This window comes from Plesiocystis pacifica SIR-1 (assembly GCF_000170895.1).
Taxonomy (GTDB): Bacteria; Myxococcota_A; Polyangia; order Nannocystales; family Nannocystaceae; genus Plesiocystis; species Plesiocystis pacifica.
In genome coordinates, this window is sequence record NZ_ABCS01000001.1 from 303084 (window position 1) to 319886 (window position 16803).

Here is a 16803-nt window from a genome sequence, read left to right on the forward strand (position 1 = left end):
GTTACGGCTATTTTCGGGTCAAGATGGTGACGCCGGTCCAGGCGACCGGGGGCGAGTCGATGTGGCCCTGGCAGCGCTCGGTGTACAGGCGCGCCGGGGCGTCCTCGGGGACCTCGTCGAGGTGGCGGCGGAAGGCGGCGAGGGCGTCCTCGAAGCGGCCCTCTCGGTACAGGGCGAGGGCGGCGGCGAAGGCCTCGCGGGTCGCCCACCTGCGCTCGGCCTGGACCTCGGGGAGGCCGTCGAGGACCTCGTAGAGGCGGATGGCCTCGGTCTTGCCCTTGGCGACGACGCGGTCGAGCTCGCGGATGCGGAACTCGTCGAGGCTCTCGATGCGCCGGTAGGTCGCCTCCGAGATCAGCAAGGGCGTGCCGTACATCTTGGTCATGCCCTCGACGCGGCTCGCGGTGTTGACGGGGTCGCCGATCACCCCGGAGTCGAGGCGATCGAGGCCGCCGATGGTCCCGAGCATGAGCGAGCCCGAGTGCACGCCGATGCCCGCGCGGATCTCCATGTTGGGCACGTGGCCCTGCTCGGCGTTGAACTGCTCGAGGCTGCGCATCATCGCGATGGCCGAGCGCAGGGTCTCGTCGCCCCCGCCGTAGTAGAGCGCCAGGTAGGCGTCGCCGAGGTAGCTGTTGACGAAGCCCTTGTGCTTGCGGATCTGCGGCTCCATGTACGACAGGTAGTCGTTGATGAACGCGAAGGCCTGCTCGGGCTCGAGCGACTCGATGATGGTCGTGAAGCTGCGCAGGTCGCAAAACAGCACGTCCATCACCTGCCCGGCGTTGTCGCCCCGGTCGACGTCGCGGATGCTGGTGCGGTCGAGGAGGTGGAGGAACTCGTAGGGCACGAAGCGCTCGACGGCCTTGTTGGTGGCCTCGAGGTCGCGGTTGGTCACGGTCAGGTCCTTCGAGAGCTGCTCGATGACCGTGTAGGACTGGGCGAAGGAGCGCGCGAGCTGGGCGGCCTCGATGAGCACCACGCCGACGAAGGCCGGCTGGGTCAGCTCGAAGGGGGTCGGCAGCAGGCCCCGGGCCCGGGCGATGTCGTGGACCAGGGCGAGCAGGAAGGCGAGCATCGCCGCGAGCAGGCCGCGGGAGCCAAAGCGGCGGGCGAGCACGGCCCGGACCACGACGATCAGCACCCAGACGATGGCGAAGGCGGCGAAGGCCTGGAGCGGGGTGACCGTGACCATGGACCAGCGCGCCGGACCCAAGCCGAGGGCGAGGGCGGCGAGGCCCCCGAGGCCGAGCAGGCCGTAGCTCAGGGGCGGGTAGTCCTCCTGGTGGTAGAGGCGGGTGACCGTGAGCACGCCGAGGCCGACGGCGGCCCAGCTGGTCGCGTACTCGAGGCTGATGCGCGCGGCCCAGGGCAGCCCCGGCCAGATCACCGTCAGCGGCATGCCGTCCCCAGCCACGCTCGTGCGCAGGGCGCAGGCGAGGGCGAACAGACCAAAGTACATGCGGAACACGCCCCGCCGCCGGGTCGCGTAGAACAGCAAGAAGGCGCAGCCGACCACGAACATGGTCGTCATGGTCAGGGTCTCGTAGAGCACCCAGCCGGTGTGGTGGCGGCTGACGTCGGCGTAGTTGCCGAGCAGCCAGTCCCGCCGCAGCCCACCCTGGCGGTGATCTCGGTTGGCGATCTGCACGACGATCTCGACGCTGTCCGCGTCGGGGAAGGCGTGCAGGGCGTTGGGCGAGGCGGGCTCGATGGCCTCGAGCTCGGTGGAGACCGTACCCGCGCCGCGTTGCTCGCGGCCGTTGAACCACAGCCGGTGTGCGGTCGAGGTCCCGCGCGTGCGCAGCAACATGGCGCCGCGCTCGGGGGGCAAGAGCACGCGCAGTCGGGCGGTCGCGGCTCCGGCCTCGCCCACGGGGGCGCCGTCGATCTCGACGCCGTTCCACGCTCCGGGCACCGCGTAGGGCGTCCACGCCTCCCGGGCTCCGGCCGTCTCGGGCTCGAGGAGCTCACCCCACGCGAGCTGCCACTGGCCCGCGAGCGGAACGGGGCCGTCGGCGTCGAAGTCCCAGCCGCGCAGATCCAGGACCCCGTCGATCGCGCGCGGCGGCTCGATCGGGATCAGGCTGCTGCGACAGCCGACCAGGAAGACGGCGAACAGGCACGCGAACACCAAGCCCAGCAGGGGCCACGGGCGGCGGCGGATCGACGCGGCGCCGGTCAAGACTCGAGACACGTCCTCCAATCCACGGAGCGCTCATGTTCGCCCCAGACTCCGAGGTGGGCAACGGCTAATATCGCAGTCCCTGGACGGGCGGTCACAGCCCCGCTGGGGGCTGTGGCCGGTGGCGGCGGTCTACCATGGCCAGGATGTCGGGTGCGGGTGAAGAGTCGACCTGGGATCCCACGGGCGCGACCTTGCCGGGGGCGCTCGAGGGTTCGGGTCCATCGCTTCGCTCCGCGCCCCAGGCGGGCGAGGGCGACACGCCGCGGCCTGGGACCGTCATCGATCGTTACGTCGTCCTCGCCTTCCTCGGCGCCGGCGCGATGGGGCTCGTGCTCGCGGCCTACGACCCCGAGCTCGACCGCCGGATCGCGCTCAAGCTGCTCAAGACGCCGCGCTGGCTCGACGAGCCGGGTCGCAACGCCCGGGCCCAGGTCCGGCTGCGGCGCGAGGCCCAAGCCCTCGCGCGCCTGGGTCACCCCAACGTCGTGACCATCTACGACGTCGGGGTCCACGAAGGGCAGCTCTACATCGCCATGGAGTTCGTCGCCGGTCAGACCCTCGGCGCGTGGATGGCCGGGGCGGGGGAGGGCCAGCGCCGGCCCTGGGCCGAGGTCTCGAAGGTGTTCGAGGCCGCCGGTCGAGGGCTCGCGGCGGCCCACGGCGCGGGCCTCATCCACCGCGACTTCAAGCCCGAGAACGTGATGATCGGCGAGGACGGGCGGGTTCGGGTCATGGACTTCGGCCTGGCTCGGGCGGCCCTCGACGGCAGCCTCGACGGATCCGAGGGCTCGCGGGAGTGGCTGGAGACCAACTCGGATCTGCTGCGCTCGCCAGGGCCGGATGCAGCCGCGCCGCTCCAGGCCGCGGGGGACGGGACCATGAGCGAGAGCCAGACCCTGCGGGACCCCGGCGGCACGGGAGGCTCGGGCGCCGACCCGGCCCTGGACAGCGGCTCTGCGCCCTTGCTGGCCCACCCGCTGACGCAAACGGGCGCGGTCATGGGGACGCCGGCCTACATGCCGCCCGAGCAATTCGGGGGCGAGCCCGCCGACGCGCGCAGCGATCAGTTCAGCTTTTGCGTCGCGCTCTACGAGGCCCTCTACGGCGAGCGCCCCTTCCGGGCGACGACCCTGCCGGAGCTCGTCGGCGTCGTCGAGAGCGGGCAGGTCGCGGCTGCGCCCAAGGGCTCGGCGGTGCCGCCCTGGCTGCGGCGCGTGCTCGTTCGGGGCCTGCAGCCCGACCCCGACGCGCGATGGCCCGACATGGACGCGCTCTTGGACGCCCTCGCCGACGACCCGCGTCAGCGCCGTCGACGGTGGCTGCGGACCGCGGGGCTGGGGACGGCGGCGGTGCTCGGCGGGGTGCTGGTGGCTCGGATGACCGCGCCGGCCAGCATTCAGCTCGGGGAGCTCGGCGCGTTGACGGACCCGCGGGCGCAGTCGCTGGTCTGCCAGGACATGGCGCGGCACCTCGACGGCGTCTGGAGCGAGGCCGAGCGCGGGCGCGTGCGCGAGGCGGTCACCCGAGCCGAGCTGGTCTACGCCGAGGACACCGCCGAGCGCGTGGTCGCGGCCCTCGACGACTACACCGCGGCTTGGGTCGAGGCGCGCACCGAGGCTTGCGTCGCGAGCGCGACGGGGGAGCAGTCCGGGGCGCTGCTCGATCGCCGCATGGCTTGCCTCGACGAGCGCCTGCACCAGGTCGACGCGATGGTCGAGGTGTTCGCGTCGGCCGACGCGGGCGTGGTCGAGCGGGCCAACCGGGCGATCGCGGGCTTGTCGAGGGTCGCAGACTGCGGCGATCGGGAGGCGCTGTCCCGGGTCGAGGCCGAGCGCGGGCGCGTCGACGATCCGGCCGTGGCCGAGCGGGTCGAGGCCCTCGAGTCCCGGCGCATCGAGGCCGCGGTGCTGCGGATGACGGGGCGCTACGAGCAGGGCCTGCGCGCCACGGAGGCCCTGGTCACCGAGGCGGAGGCCCTGGGCGAGGCCCGGCTCGAGGCTCGGCTGTGGCTGGAGCTCGGCCTGCAGCAGGCCCGCGGCGCCAAGCCCGAGGAGGCCCTCGACGCGCTCACTCGGGCTTACCGTGAGGCCGTGGCCGAGCGCATGCCGGGGACGGCCTCGCGCGCGGCCACGCAGATCGTGTTTCTTCACGTCGAGCAGCTGCGCCAGATCGACGCGGCCGAGGCCTGGCTCGTCCACGCCGAGCCCCTCGCCGAGGCCAGCGGCGACCCGGGGCGGCGGGCGGACTTCCACACCAGCGCGGGCGTGGTCGCGCTGCGCCAGGGCCACTACGCCGACGCCGAGGCCCACCACCGCGAGGCCGTGGCGCTGTTTGGGCGCGAGCGCGGGGAGGACAGCCTCGCCGTCGCGGACGCGCTGATCAACGTGGCCGTGGCCGTCGATCAGCGCGGCGGCGCCCAGGAGGCCCGGGCCCTCCAGCTGCGCGCCCTCGCCATCCTCGAGCGCGAGTTCGGCACGCGCCACCCCCGGCTGATCACGACCTTGTCGAACATGGGCATCGTGGCCAAGAACCTCGGGGACTTGGCCGCGGCCGAGGGGCACTACCGCCAGGCCATCGCGATCATCGAGGACAACCACGGCGAGGAGCACTGGACGCTGATCTCTCCGCTGGTCAACTACTCGACCCTGTCCGTGCTGCAGGGCGAGCCCGAGCGCGCCGAGCAGCAGGCGCGTCGGGCCCTCGCGCTGATCGAGGGGAGCTACGGCCCGGACCACCCCATCGCCGCGTACGCGCTGACGGGCATCGGCGAGGCCCTCGTCGCCGCGGGAGACGGCGGCGCGGCGCTCGAGCCCCTCGAGCGCGCCTTGACGCTGCGCACCACCCACCCCGGCGATCCCACGGACCTGGCCCAGACGGGCTTCGCCCTCGCGCAGGCGCTGGTCCTGGCGGGGAGGGGTCGCTCGCGGGCGGGGTCGCTCGCGGCGTCGGCCCGGGGGGCCTTCGAGGCCGCGGGCGAGGGCTCGGAGAGGCAGCTCGAGGCCGTGCGTGCGTGGCAGGTGGAGACGGGCCTGCTAGACGCAGCGGCGCCCACGGGCCGACCATGGTCGAGATGACGGTCGCGCGCTGGTGGTGCTTGCTCGGTCTACTCTCGCTCTCGATGGGCGCGTGCGATCGAGGTCGAGCGGAACCCGAGGCGCCCGCTCGGTCCGAAGCCGCGACGACCGAGGCGGTCGAGCCCGCGCAGGCCGAGCCGCCGCCCAGGCTCGCCGAGACCCTCGGCGGCGGCGATCGCCTCGTCGGGGCGAACTACGCCCGCAGCCCCGTGCACGCGGTCCACGGCATGGCCGCGACGGCCCACCCCCTGGCGACCAAGGCCGCCGTCGACATCCTCGAGGCGGGGGGCAGCGCCGTCGATGCGGCCATCGCCGCGAACGCGGTCCTCGGCGTCGTCGAGCCCACGGGCAACGGCATCGGCGGGGACCTGTTTGCGATCGTCTGGGACCCAAAGACCAAGGCCGTGGTCGGCTACAACGGCTCCGGCCGCTCGCCCAAGGGCCGCAGCCTCGAGCAGCTCCGCGCCAAGCTGGGCGAGCGCGACTCCATCCCCGCCTACGGGAGCTTGCCGGTGACGGTCCCCGGCACCGTCGACGGCTGGTTCGCCCTCCACGAACGCTACGGCCGCCTCGACATGGCGCAGGTGCTGGCCCCGGCCATCGAGGCGGCGCGCGAGGGCTTCGCCATGGCGCCGGTCATCGCCATGTACTGGGGCGCCAACATGGCGCGCTTCGAGGCCCACCTGGCCGAGCACCCGGGGAGCATCGAGGAGCTCGACAACGCCCGGGCGACCTACCTCGTCGACGGCGAGGCGCCCGTGGCCGGGCAGGTGTTCCGCAACCCGGATCTGGCCCAGACCCTCGAGGGCATCGCGGCCGGCGGCCGGGAGGTCTTTTACTCCGGCGCGACCGCGGCGACGATCGACGCCTACATGAAGCGCATCGGCGGGGACCTGCGCGCCGAGGACCTCGCGGCGCACCGCGGCGAGTGGGTCTCGCCGGGCCACGTCAACTACCGCGGCTGCGAGGTCTACGAGCTCCCGCCCAACGGCCAGGGCTACGCGGCGCTCCAGATGCTGCAGATCCTCGAGCAGGTCGAGCTCGGCGCGCTCGATCGCGGCGGGGCCGAGCTGCTCCACTACCTCATCGAGGCCAAGCGCCTGGCCTTCGAGGACATGGCCCGCTACTACGCCGACCCCGAGTTCTCGCCCGCGCCCCTCGAGGCCCTGCTGTCCGACGCCTACGCCCGCGAGCGCTTCGCCCTCATCGATCCCCAGCGCGCCTCGACCAGCTTCGACGCGGGCGAGCCCAAGCTCGAGGGCCCCGGCGACACGACCTACCTGAGCGTCGCCGACGAGGCCGGCATGATGGTCTCGCTGATCCAGTCGAACTACCGCGGCATGGGCTCGGGCCTGGTCCCCGACGGCCTCGGCTTCATGCTCCAAGATCGCGGCCAGCTCTTCGCCCTCGAGCCGGGCCACGCCAACGTCTACGCCCCCGGCAAGCGGCCCTTCCACACCATCATCCCCGCCTTCGTGACCAAGGACGGCGAGCCGTGGCTGAGCTTTGGGGTGATGGGCGGGGCGATGCAGCCCCAGGGGCACGTGCAGGTGCTGATCAACCTGATCGACTTCGGCATGAACCTGCAAGAGGCTGGGGACGCGGCCCGGGTGCGCCACGAAGGCGGGCGCCAGCCGACCGGGGCCGAGGGCGAGCTCCTCGGTCGGGTGCACGTCGAGTCGGGCATCCCCGCCGCGACCGTCGAGGGGCTGCGGGCTCGGGGCCACGTCGTGGTCGTGAAGCCGGGCGGCTTCGGCGGGTACCAGGCGGTGATGCGCGACGCGGAGCGGGGGACCTACGTGGGCGCCACGGAGATGCGCAAGGACGGCCTCGCGCTGGGCTACTAGCAAGCTTGTCACCCCGGGCCGAGCGCAAACCCGGGGGCCGCCCCGAGGACCCGCGGCCCAGACCGTCCGGTCAAACGCGGGCGGCGGTCACACCGCCCAACGGAAGGCTAACGGAAGGCCCGCGGAAGAACGGGTCTGAGCGGTGTCAGACGGGTGTGCGTGCTTTGTTGCGGGTCGTGCTCGGGACGGATCAAAAAACCATCTCGAGCTGGGCATCTTCAGGGGGTGGAGAAATTGCCCCTTCGAGGGTGGTCGACTCCGGAGCGGAACGTTTGGATCAAAAAAACCTTTTCCGTTTCCTGACAGATTCAGCGTGCTAGACCATTAGCCAATCCAGGGGGGATACCGGATGCCGAAGTCGAAATTCGTAGGAACCACGCTCGCCACTCTCGCCACGCTCGGCGCCTTGAGCCTCGGCGCGTGCCAGGACGAGCCCACACCAGCGCCGCCGGTCGACGACCGCAAGCCCATCCTGGCCGAGGTCCCGCCGCCCTCGATCAGCGGCGGCACCATGGTCCTCCTCGACGACGGCCGCGTCCTCGTCGCGGATGCCGACCGCGCCCGGGTCCACATCGTCTCGATCTCCCCGCCTCGCTTCGAGGCGGACGTGCTGTTCGAAGACGGAGCGGAGCCGGGGCGGAGCGTCGAGGGGTCGGCGGGGTTGGCCCACGTCATCCTGCGCGGGAGCGGAGACCTGGCGACCTTCGACACCACCACCGGCGAGGTCTTCGATCGCCGCCACCTGTGCACGGACCCGCGCGGCGTCGCCTACGACGGCGCAACGGCGCAGCTGTTCGTGACCTGCTCCGACGGCAACCTGCTCACCCTCCCCGAGCTCGGCGGCGACGTGACCGAGCGCCGCTTCATCGAGCCCGACCTCCGCGACATCCTCGTCCAGGGCGAGAGCCTGCTGATCAGCCGCCTGCGCTCGGCGGAGATCATCGAGGTGCCCAAGAGCGACCTCGGCGTGATCGGCCGGAGCACGCCCCCGATCGCCACCAACGCCCTGCCCACGGTCGCGTGGCGGATGATCGAGGTCAACGACGACGAGATCGCCATGCTCCACCAGTACTCGGCGACCACCGAGGTCGCGGTCACCGATCCTGGCGAGGACAGCGGCGGGGACTTCGGTGAAGAGGGCGGCGGCGCGCCCTATGGCGGCGGACACTTCTGCGAGCCGGCCATCGTGTCCCCGGGCATCACCACCTGGGCCGGCGGCGAGGTCTCGTCGTCGCGGCGCATGGGCGGCCCCACGCCGGTCGTCGACATGGCGGTGAGCTCCGACGGGACCATCGCGGTCGCGGTCGCGGGCGCGCCCGAGGGCCAGCCCGACGTCCGCTTCCCCATCGAGGACGATTTTTGCTTCGAGGGCGGGGGCGGCATCACGACCCCCGGTCAGCCCGTGTCCGTCGCCTACCTCCCCGACGGCCGCCTGCTGGTCCAGAGCCGGGAGCCCAGCGCGCTCTACGTCTACGGGTCCACCCTCCAGCACGAGCTGACCTTCGAGCTCAGCGGCGAGAGCCGCTTCGACACCGGCCACGACCTCTACCACCGGTCCACGCCGTCTTCCATCGCCTGCGCCTCGTGCCACCCCGAGGCCACGGACGACGGCCACGTGTGGACCTTCGAGGACCTTGGCCCGCGCAAGACCCAGAGCCCGGAGGTCGGCCTCGAGGGCTCGGCGCCCTTCCACTGGGGCGGCGACATCGACGACTTCCAGCACCTGACCAACGAGGTCTACACCCATCGCATGGGCGGCATGGGCCAGTCCGACGCCCGCGCGGCGGCCTTCCAGCGCTGGATCTTCTCGGCCGAGCGGCCCCCCTCGGGCACCGAGGTCGACGCGGACCTGAGCGCCGAGGGCGAGCAGCTGTTCAACGACTTCGGCTGCGCCAGCTGCCACTCTGGCTCGCGCTTCACCAACAACCAGACCGTGCTCGTGCGCAACGAGCCGCTGCAGGTCCCGAGCCTGCGCCGCGTCGCCCTGCACCCGCCCTTCATGCACGACGGGCGCTCGCCGGACCTGCGCTCGGCCGTGTTCGACATGCTCGACGCCACGGCGACGGCTCCGTTCACGGGCTCGGACATCGACGCGATCACCGAGTACCTGCGCACCTTGTGAGCGGGCGACCCCGCTGAGAGAGGGCCTCGGCGGACGCTGAGGCCCTTTTTCATGGGAATCTCTCGATCCTACCTCGGGAGGTAATCGCTCCCGCGCGCCCCCCGTGCTTGGCTGCGTTCAACCATGACCAGCCTCGACGCCGTCCAAGCCGCTCAGTTGTTCCGTCTCGCTCCCCAGCGCCACCTCGACGTGGGCGAGGGCGAGCTCGCCCACCGCTGCATCGGCCAGGGCCCGGACCTGCTCTTCGTCCACGGGTGGCCGGTGAGCGGCGCGACCTTCCGCGGGCTGCTGCCCCACCTCGCGCCGCACTTCACCTGCCACGTCATCGACCTGGTCGGCGCGGGCGACAGCCGCTTCGATCGCAACACGACCATCACCGTGACCCAGCACATCGAGTCGCTCCGCCGGGTCGTCGATCTGCTCGGCCTCGAGCACTTCGCCGCGGTCGGCCACGACAGCGGGGGCATGATGGCCCGCCACGCCTTCGCCGGAGATCCGCGCCTGCGCGCCATGGGCCTCGTCGACACCGAGCAGCCCCAGGGCCTGCACTGGCGCTTCAAGCAGTTCCTGCTCATGGCCAAGCTCCCCGGCTTCGGCAAGATCCTCAGCTGGGCGGCGATGCGCCCTCGCTTGCGCCGCAACCCCTTTTTGCTCGGGGACTGCTTCACCGATCGCAGCCTGCTCGACGGCGAGTTCGAGGAGTTCTTCCTCGCGCCGCTGAGCGAGGACCCCATGCGGCAGTGGGCCGCGGAGACCCTCGCGCGCAGCCTGGAAGAGCGCTTCGTGTTCGCGCTCAAGGGGCTGCACGCGGACATCGACGTCCCCGTGCAGCTGGTGTGGGGCGAGGACGACCCCTTCTTCCCCCTGGACTGGACCCGGGAGATGGTCGGGGACTTCGCCGACGCGCGCCTGCACGTGGTCCGCGGGGCGAAGCTCTTCGTCCACGAGGAGCGCCCGCGGGAGGTCGCCGAGGCCATGCTGCCGACGCTGCTCGGGGCCTTCGCGGACGAGCAGCGCAGCGCCGCGGAGTGATCAACGCGGCCGCAAAGTCAGGGGCGCGCGGGTCGGCTCGAGGGTGAAGCCGGCCTTCTCGCGCAGCCCTCCCCGGGGCGCCTCGAGCTCGTAGCGCTGGAGCACCCGGGCGACCGCGGCCTCGAGCTCGAGCCAGGCCAGCGGCTCGCCGATGCACCGGCGCCGGCCCATGCCGAAGGGGAAGTAGACCCCGCGGGGTCGCTCGGCCTCGCGCTCGGGGGCGAAGCGCTCGGGGTCGAAGGCGTTGGGCCGGTCCCAGTAGCGAGGGTGGCGGTGCAGCAGCGAGGTCGCCACGAGCACGGTGGTGCCCGCGGGCACGTGCTCGCCGAGGATGCGATCGTCGGCGACGGCCTGGCGGTGCACGGACACCCAGGCCGGCGGGTGCAGGCGCAGGGTCTCGCGCATGACCTGGCGCAGCAAGGTGCAGCGCGCGAGGGGCTCGGGGCTCGGGGCCTCGCCGCCGAGCTCGCGATCGATCTCGTCGCGCAGCCGCGCCTGCCACTGGGGCTCGCTGCCGATGTAGTGCAGCGCGCAGGTCAGCGCCGCGGCCGTGGTGTCGTGGCCGGCGTTGACGAGCAGGGCGGCCTCGGCGATCAGCGTGGCCCGGGCGAAGGGGCAGCCGGTCTCGGGGTCCTTGGCGGCCATCAGCCGGTCGAGCAGGTCGTCGCGCTCTTGGCCCGCGGCGCGGCGGTCGATCATCGCCCCGATGCGCCCCTCGATCAGCGCCCGGGTCCGGGCCAGGCGGCGGTTCTCGGGGCTGGGCACGGCGCTGGGCAGCCACACGGGGACGTTGACCCGGCGCTCGGACACGGCCCGGCTGTGGGCGAAGGCCTCGACCAAGTCGTCGTCGGTGAGCTCGGCGTCGAACATGGTCGAGCCGATCATCGCCATGGCCATGCGCGCCATCGCGGGGGCGCTCTCGAACTCGACCTCGGTCGGCAGCTCGGCGAGCTGGCGGTCGACGGCGGCGACGACCTTGGGCGCGAGGGTGCGGACGAGGGCGCGGGAGAAGGCCGGCTGGACCGTGCGCCGCCGGGGCAGCCACTCGTCCCCGTCGGTGTTGAACATGGTCGGTCCGGTGACGCTGCGCAGCGGCCGGGAGAACAGCGGCGAGCGCTGATAGTTGCGCTGGTTGGTGCGCAGCACGTGGTCGGCCGCGCCGGGCTCGACGACGACGAGGACCTTGGTCAGCAGGCAGTCGAGCCAAAACAGGTCGCCCTGGCGGCGCCACGCGGCGCGGATGCAGGCGAGGGGGTCGAGGGCCAGGGCCGGGAGGTTGCGCAGGGACGTGCGGCCGCGGTCGGTGGGTAAGGTCGAGGGGGTGGTGTTGAAGGCATCCATCAGGCGACGCTCGTGTGCTGGAGGGTGGGGCGGAAGGCGGCGGGGGCGGAGCGCCCGGGGGAGGCGAGGGCGAGGATGGCCTCGGCGTGCTCGAGGGCGTGGCTCCGGCCTCGGGCCTCCATCTCTTCGTGGCGGCGAAAGTCGGTGACCGGGAAGCCGCGGCAGGGCATGTCCAGGCGCAGGTCCGGGCCCTGGCCGGGGCGGTCGTACTGCAGCGCCGACGCACTCGCGACGCACTGCAGCGCGAGGCTGACGAGGTTGGGCACGCGCTTGGGCTTGCGCCCGCGCGCCCGCGCGCCGAGGCGGTCGCCGAGGAACTCGAGGGCCGTGGGGAAGCGGCTCAGCGAGGCGTCGAAGCGCAGCTTGGGCACGCCCGAGATTTCGCAGGCGAGGACCCGGTCGGCGCCCAGGCGGCGCAGGGGCTCGACGGGCAGGTTGTCGACCAGGCAGCCGTCGACGAGCAGCTGGCCCTCGTGGACCACCGGCGGCGTCAGCAGGGGGACCGAGGCCGTGGCCATCATCGCCTTGGCCACGGGCCCGCGGGTGAGCAGCTGGGGCCTGGCCGTGGACAGGTTGGTGGCGACGCAGGCGAAGGGGCGCCACATGTCCTCGATGCACAGGTTCTCGCAGACCTCGCGGGCGACGGCGTCGATGTGCCGGTTGTCCATGAGCGAGACCAGCGGGAGGGTCGGCCGGCCCATGGGGTTTTGGTCGAGCATCACCCGCATGATCCCGGCCCGGTTCTCGGCGACGCTGCGGCCCCCGGCCGCGCCCGCGGCCACGTTGGCGCCGGCGCTGGTGCCCGTGAACAGGTCGACCTCCACGCCGAGCTCGTCGAGGGCCTGGAGCAGGCCGAGGTGGAAGAAGCAGCGGGCGGCCCCGCCCGCGAGGGCCAGACCGAGGGTCCGTCGACGCAGGACGCGGCCGAGGCGACGCAGGTCCGCCGGGCGCTGCCAGGCGACGTGGTGGTGGGGCTGCTCGGGGCGCGGGGCCAGCCACCGCCGGGTGCCGGGGGCCCGGGTCGTGCCCGGGGCGTGGACCAGGACCAGGCGATCGGCCTGGCGGCGGCCGGGGAAGTGACCGGCGACGAGGGCCCGCTCGACGAGGTCGGGCTCGGGGTCGAAGGCGCTGTCGGCCACGACGAGCAGCTCGTCGGCCGCGGCCACGCAGGCCCGGGTCCAGCCGTCGACGCGCCGGTTGGCGAGCAGCAAGGTGAGGGTCTGGCCCGCCGAGTCGTCGGCGCCGAGCTCGAGGGCCAGGCGGCGCTGCTCGTAGGCGTTGGTCGGGGTGTGCAGGGCCGGGCCGAGGTGGTGGGCGTCGAGGATGCGCGCGGGCTCGGGCAAGGCCGCGGCCAGCTCCTCGGCGAAGGCGCGCAGATCGGTCCCCGCGTGGGGGATGAGCGTGAACACCCGCGGCGGGGCCCCCTCGCGGCGTCCTCCCTCGGCGCGCGACGCTGTCCGCAGGCGCTGGGCGAGGTTGCGCCCCCAGGCCCAGGCTCAGCCCGGGCGTCTCGCGCAGCAGGTCCTCGACGAGGGCGCGCTCGAGGTGGAGCAGCCAGGTCGCCCGGGTGGCCGTGGCGGCGTGGGCTTGGACGCTGGCGACGAGCAGGCTGTCCGCCCCGAGCACGTCCCCGACCCCGAGGGTCTCGCGGCCGCCGTCGCCGTCGTCGAGCTGGACCCGGCCCTCGTCGATGATCCACACCCCGCTCGCGGCCTCGCCGGCCTCGAACAGGCGCTCGCCCGGCGCGAGGTAGCGCCGGCTCAGGCCGCGGCTGAGCTGGGCGAGGGCGTCGAGCTCGAGGGCGCCAAACAGGGGCTCGAGGCGCTGGCGGAGGAAGCCGAGGTGGCGCGCGGCGACGCGGCGCATGAGCGCGACGAGCTCGGTCCGCGCGGTGTTGTCGGTTTCGTCGAGGGCGTCATGCTCGAGCTCGAGGAACACCACCGGGGTGACCGCGATGGCCCCAGCGCTGCGCGTGCCCGCGTCGCCGCCGAGCTCCCCGAGGGCGCCGAGCAAGCCCAGCTCGCCGATGCAGCACCCGGCGTCCACGCGGCGCAGCCAGATCGGAGCGCCCGAGCGCTGACCCTCGTCGACGATGTCGAGGCTGCCGCGGAGCACGAACACCAGCGAGCCCGCGGCGGCGCCCTGGTGGAGCAGGGCCTCGCCGGCGTCGATCTGCCACACCCGGCCGCGGGCGCGCAGCTGGTCCATGAGCGCGTCGGAGACCCCGCTGAGGTCGGGGAGCTCGCGCAGCGTGGCGGCGTCGACCATGGGGAGGGCCTCGAAGGCGGCAGCCGGGGCGCTCTCGTCGAGCTCGTGAGCTGCGGGCGCGTCGGCCTCGAAGTCTGGCGCGTCGGCGTGGACCGGCGGCGGCCAGGCTCGGCCGTCGTCGCACAGCGAGACCCCCGGCGTCTGGTCCAGGTGGCGGTCGCGGAGCAGCAGGTTGTAGTTGAGCAGGGCGTGGATGCTCTCGAAGCAGACCGAGCCGCCGATGTGCCAGGTCTGCCCGCGGCCTTGCTCGGCGAGCACGCGCCACGGCGCCCGGGCGCGGATGCCCTCGGCCGTGAAGCGCGGGAAGTAGGGCCAGTCGATGGCCTCGAGGCGCTCGAACGCGCGGTAGCCCATGGCGCCCAGGTCCCGGTCGAGGCAGGCGTCGAAGTGCTCGGGCGAGCTGGCGTCCCAGTCCCAGGCGTACTGGGCGACGATCAGCTCGTTGCGCCCGACGAGCTCGCGGCTCTCGGGGTGCAGGCAGTCGGCGCTCGAGCGCAGCCCGTAGCAGACCCCGTCCATGTCCGGGCCCAGGCGCCCCGCGAAGTTGACGATCGGCGAGTCGCCGAGGGGCCGCTCGGCGCTGCGGACCAAGGTCATGCGAAAGCGCGAGCGCATGGTCATCGCGGCCAGCTCGCGCTCCGTGGGCGTGGGCGCGTCGACGATGTCGGCGAAGCGGGCGTAGGGGATGGAGCTGAAGGTCGCGTCGGCGTCGACCGGGTAGCGGAGGCCGTCGCGGCCGACGAAGCTCAGGCGGTGCGGGCCCTCGACGGGGCGCTCGAGCCCGACCAGGCGCGCGCCCAGGCACACCTCGATGTCCGACTGCCGCGCGAGCTCGGCCCACAGGTGCGAGTAGCCGGCCTCGAACAGCTCGGTGAAGGGGCGCTGCTTGTCGACGAAGGCCTGGACGACCTTCCACAAAAAGCGCGGCGTGTTCCAGACCAGGCCGTAGTAGGCGGGGATGCGCTGGAGGGGGCCGTAGCCCTGGGTGGTCTGGCTGATGGTGAACAGCGGGATGAGGGCGCGCAGGTCGTGGGCCGCGAGCAGGTCCTCGAAGCTGCCGGCGAGGGCGGGCAGCCAGCGGGGGTCGGGCTCATTGGGGAACTCGTGGCGCAGCTCCCCGAAGATCGCGCGGTGCAGCCGGTGGTAGCGGACCACCGCGGCGAGCAGGCGGGCCCGCCCGAGGGTGGGCGAGGCGAGCGTTTGCTGGGCGCACAGTCGGGCGGAGATCCACTGGTCGACCCCGCGAAGCTCGCGGTCGCCGAAGTCCTCGAGGACCACGCGCTTGCTCGAGTCGACGTTGACCCGGCGCCCGACCTCGAGGCGGTCGGCGAGCTCGACCAGCTCCTCGTAGACCGCCGAGAGGTAGCAGGTCCCGAGCTCGTGGATCACGTCCGTGGGGCAGAGCGAGCGGGACTTGCCGCCGACGCGATCGCTGGCCTCGAACACGCGGACGTGTCGGTAGCCTCGCGCCCGCAACAACGTCGCCATGTGGATGCCGGATGGCCCCGCGCCGATGACGGCGACGCGGCTGTTTCGATCGAGCTGGCGCGGTGAGCTGTCCATGCTCCGGTAGAGCCGAGGACCCAGCGTCCGTTCCGTCCCGTGCCTCGTGAGTCGCCGCATCCGCGGGCGCCTTGGGTCGCGGCACGGTGGTGGGAGCACGACCCACTGCGTATCTCCCATGCGCCGGCCCGGGCGATCAGTCTTTGACGGGGACGCTCGCGTCGAATGCAGCCCTGACCCACCCGCAGATGGGGTACACAGGATCCATGTCCACGGGGAAGAAGGTCCTGTTTGGTGTCCTGGGCGTGCTGGTCCTGGCGGTCGTCGTCGTGCTCGCGATGGCGGCGATGAAGCCCGACCAAATCGCGGTCGAGCGGAGCCTGGTCATGAAGGGCACCCCCGCGGACGTCAAGCCCTTCGCCAGCGACTACACCAAGTTCACGACCTGGATCCCGTGGACCGAGCTCGACCCCGACCAGACCATGGAGTTCTCCGACCCGCCCAGCGGCGTGGGGGCCTGGTACACGTGGTCGGGCAACGACGACGTCGGCTCGGGGCGCATGGAGATCCTCTCGGTCGGCGACGCGGAGGTCGTCCACCGGCTCACCTTCATCGAGCCCTTCGCCAGCGTGGCCGAGAGCACGGTGCGCATGAAGGACGCGGGCGAGGGGCAGGTCGAGGTCACCTGGGCCTTCGTGCAGGACGCGGACTTTGGCACCAAGCTGATGACCGTGTTCCTCGACATGGACGCGATGCTGGGCGCGGACTTTGACAAGGGGCTCGCGCGGATGAAGCCCCTCGTCGAGGCAGCGGCCGCCGAGGGCTCCTGAGCCTATACTTCAGCCATGCCTGCGCCGGCGCGGCCCGTGGCCTGAGTGACCCGATGTTCGAGCGTCGACTCCTCCGAGCCTGCGCCGCCGAGCTGGCCGAGCGCTTCCCCGAGCTGCCGCCGCGGCGCGAGCTCGCGGCCCAGATGCGGGATCATCGATCCGCGCTCGAGGCCGAGGAGCCCGAAGCCCGGGAGCCGACCGCGGGGGCGCGCATGCTCGTCGAGCTGGTGCTCGCGGACGTGGCCTTGCTGCGCACCCTGGAGGCCGCGGGGATCGAGCGCGAGGTGGCGGTGGGCGTGGTCGGGCGCGGCAACGAAAAGATGTTGGCGGGGGGTCTGAAGGTCCTCGGGGCCAGCCGGTGGATGTTCGGGCGCGAGCCCATCGCCCGGCTGACCCGGCTGTGTCGGCTGCTCAACGGCGTGTTCCCCTTTGCGCCGCCGGCCTTCGAGCGCGTCGACCTGCCGGGCTCGCCGACGCTGCTGGCCTTTGACTACAGGCGCTGTCCCATGGCCGACGCGAGCGCGCGCCACGAGGCCCCCGACCTGTGCGCGGAGGCCTTTTGCCGCATCGACCATCGCATCGCCGAGGTCTTCGAGGT

9 protein-coding genes and 1 pseudogene are annotated in these 16803 nt (G+C 72.8%); 6 read left to right on the forward strand and 4 right to left on the reverse strand.

Features of this window, described 5'->3' with window-relative positions; all coding sequences use genetic code 11:
* Positions 1–7: 7 nt before the first annotated feature.
* Positions 8–2197: an adenylate/guanylate cyclase domain-containing protein gene (locus PPSIR1_RS01170; RefSeq protein ID WP_157595092.1), complete on the reverse strand. Its 2190-nt coding sequence runs from the start codon at positions 2195–2197 to the stop codon at positions 8–10.
* A gap of 134 nt (positions 2198–2331) precedes the next feature.
* Between PPSIR1_RS01170 and PPSIR1_RS01175 the strand changes: the two genes are divergently transcribed.
* The 4 genes from PPSIR1_RS01175 to PPSIR1_RS01190 all read left to right on the forward strand — a co-directional run bounded on the left by PPSIR1_RS01175 (position 2332) and on the right by PPSIR1_RS01190 (position 10263).
* The gene (locus tag PPSIR1_RS01175; RefSeq protein ID WP_232296410.1) at positions 2332–5262 is read left to right on the forward strand and encodes a serine/threonine-protein kinase; all 2931 of its coding nucleotides are present in this window, start codon (positions 2332–2334) and stop codon (positions 5260–5262) included.
* Entirely contained in the window at positions 5250–7109 is a 1860-nt protein-coding gene (ggt, locus tag PPSIR1_RS01180; RefSeq protein WP_006969129.1) for a gamma-glutamyltransferase, read from the forward strand. Before PPSIR1_RS01175 ends, ggt begins: the two co-directional genes overlap by 13 nt.
* 406 nt (positions 7110–7515) lie before the next feature.
* A complete protein-coding gene (locus PPSIR1_RS01185) occupies positions 7516–9231 on the forward strand; it encodes a c-type cytochrome (protein ID WP_006969130.1) in 1716 nt (571 codons plus the stop codon).
* A 123-nt stretch (positions 9232–9354) separates the two neighbouring features.
* Positions 9355–10263, forward strand: a complete 909-nt coding sequence (locus PPSIR1_RS01190) for an alpha/beta fold hydrolase (protein WP_006969131.1) — start codon at positions 9355–9357, stop codon at positions 10261–10263.
* Here PPSIR1_RS01190 and PPSIR1_RS49900 read toward each other — a convergent pair whose 3' ends face one another.
* The 3 genes and pseudogenes from PPSIR1_RS49900 to PPSIR1_RS51140 all read right to left on the reverse strand — a co-directional run.
* Positions 10264–11604 carry a cytochrome P450 gene (locus tag PPSIR1_RS49900; RefSeq protein WP_006969132.1) on the reverse strand — a complete coding sequence of 447 codons (1341 nt, stop codon included), beginning with the start codon at positions 11602–11604 and terminating at the stop codon, positions 10264–10266.
* Positions 11604–13013 (reverse strand): patatin-like phospholipase family protein, encoded by a 1410-nt coding sequence (locus PPSIR1_RS49905; RefSeq protein ID WP_006969133.1) that lies wholly within the window; start codon positions 13011–13013, stop codon positions 11604–11606. Before PPSIR1_RS49905 ends, PPSIR1_RS49900 begins: the two co-directional genes overlap by 1 nt.
* A 160-nt stretch (positions 13014–13173) precedes the next feature.
* Positions 13174–15555: pseudogene (locus tag PPSIR1_RS51140) on the reverse strand (cyclic nucleotide-binding domain-containing protein); the annotation flags it as partial.
* A gap of 86 nt (positions 15556–15641) precedes the next feature.
* Between PPSIR1_RS51140 and PPSIR1_RS01210 the strand changes: the two are divergent.
* Both PPSIR1_RS01210 and PPSIR1_RS01215 read left to right on the forward strand, forming a co-directional pair.
* Positions 15642–16205 (forward strand): SRPBCC family protein, encoded by a 564-nt coding sequence (locus PPSIR1_RS01210; RefSeq protein ID WP_006969135.1) that lies wholly within the window; start codon positions 15642–15644, stop codon positions 16203–16205.
* A gap of 53 nt (positions 16206–16258) precedes the next feature.
* Positions 16259–16803 (forward strand): hypothetical protein (locus PPSIR1_RS01215; protein ID WP_006969136.1); only part of this gene is annotated, 545 nt, incomplete at its 3' end.

Excerpts from the sequence above, each read along its gene's own strand:
- PPSIR1_RS49900 (WP_006969132.1), bottom strand. The coding sequence starts at position 11,604 with ATGGATGCCTTCAACACCACCCCCTCGACCTTACCCACCGACCGCGGC.
- PPSIR1_RS01175 (WP_232296410.1), top strand. The coding sequence starts at position 2,332 with ATGTCGGGTGCGGGTGAAGAGTCGACCTGGGATCCCACGGGCGCGACC.
- ggt (WP_006969129.1), top strand. The coding sequence starts at position 5,250 with ATGGTCGAGATGACGGTCGCGCGCTGGTGGTGCTTGCTCGGTCTACTC.
- PPSIR1_RS01210 (WP_006969135.1), top strand. The coding sequence starts at position 15,642 with ATGTCCACGGGGAAGAAGGTCCTGTTTGGTGTCCTGGGCGTGCTGGTC.
- PPSIR1_RS01190 (WP_006969131.1), top strand. The coding sequence starts at position 9,355 with ATGACCAGCCTCGACGCCGTCCAAGCCGCTCAGTTGTTCCGTCTCGCT.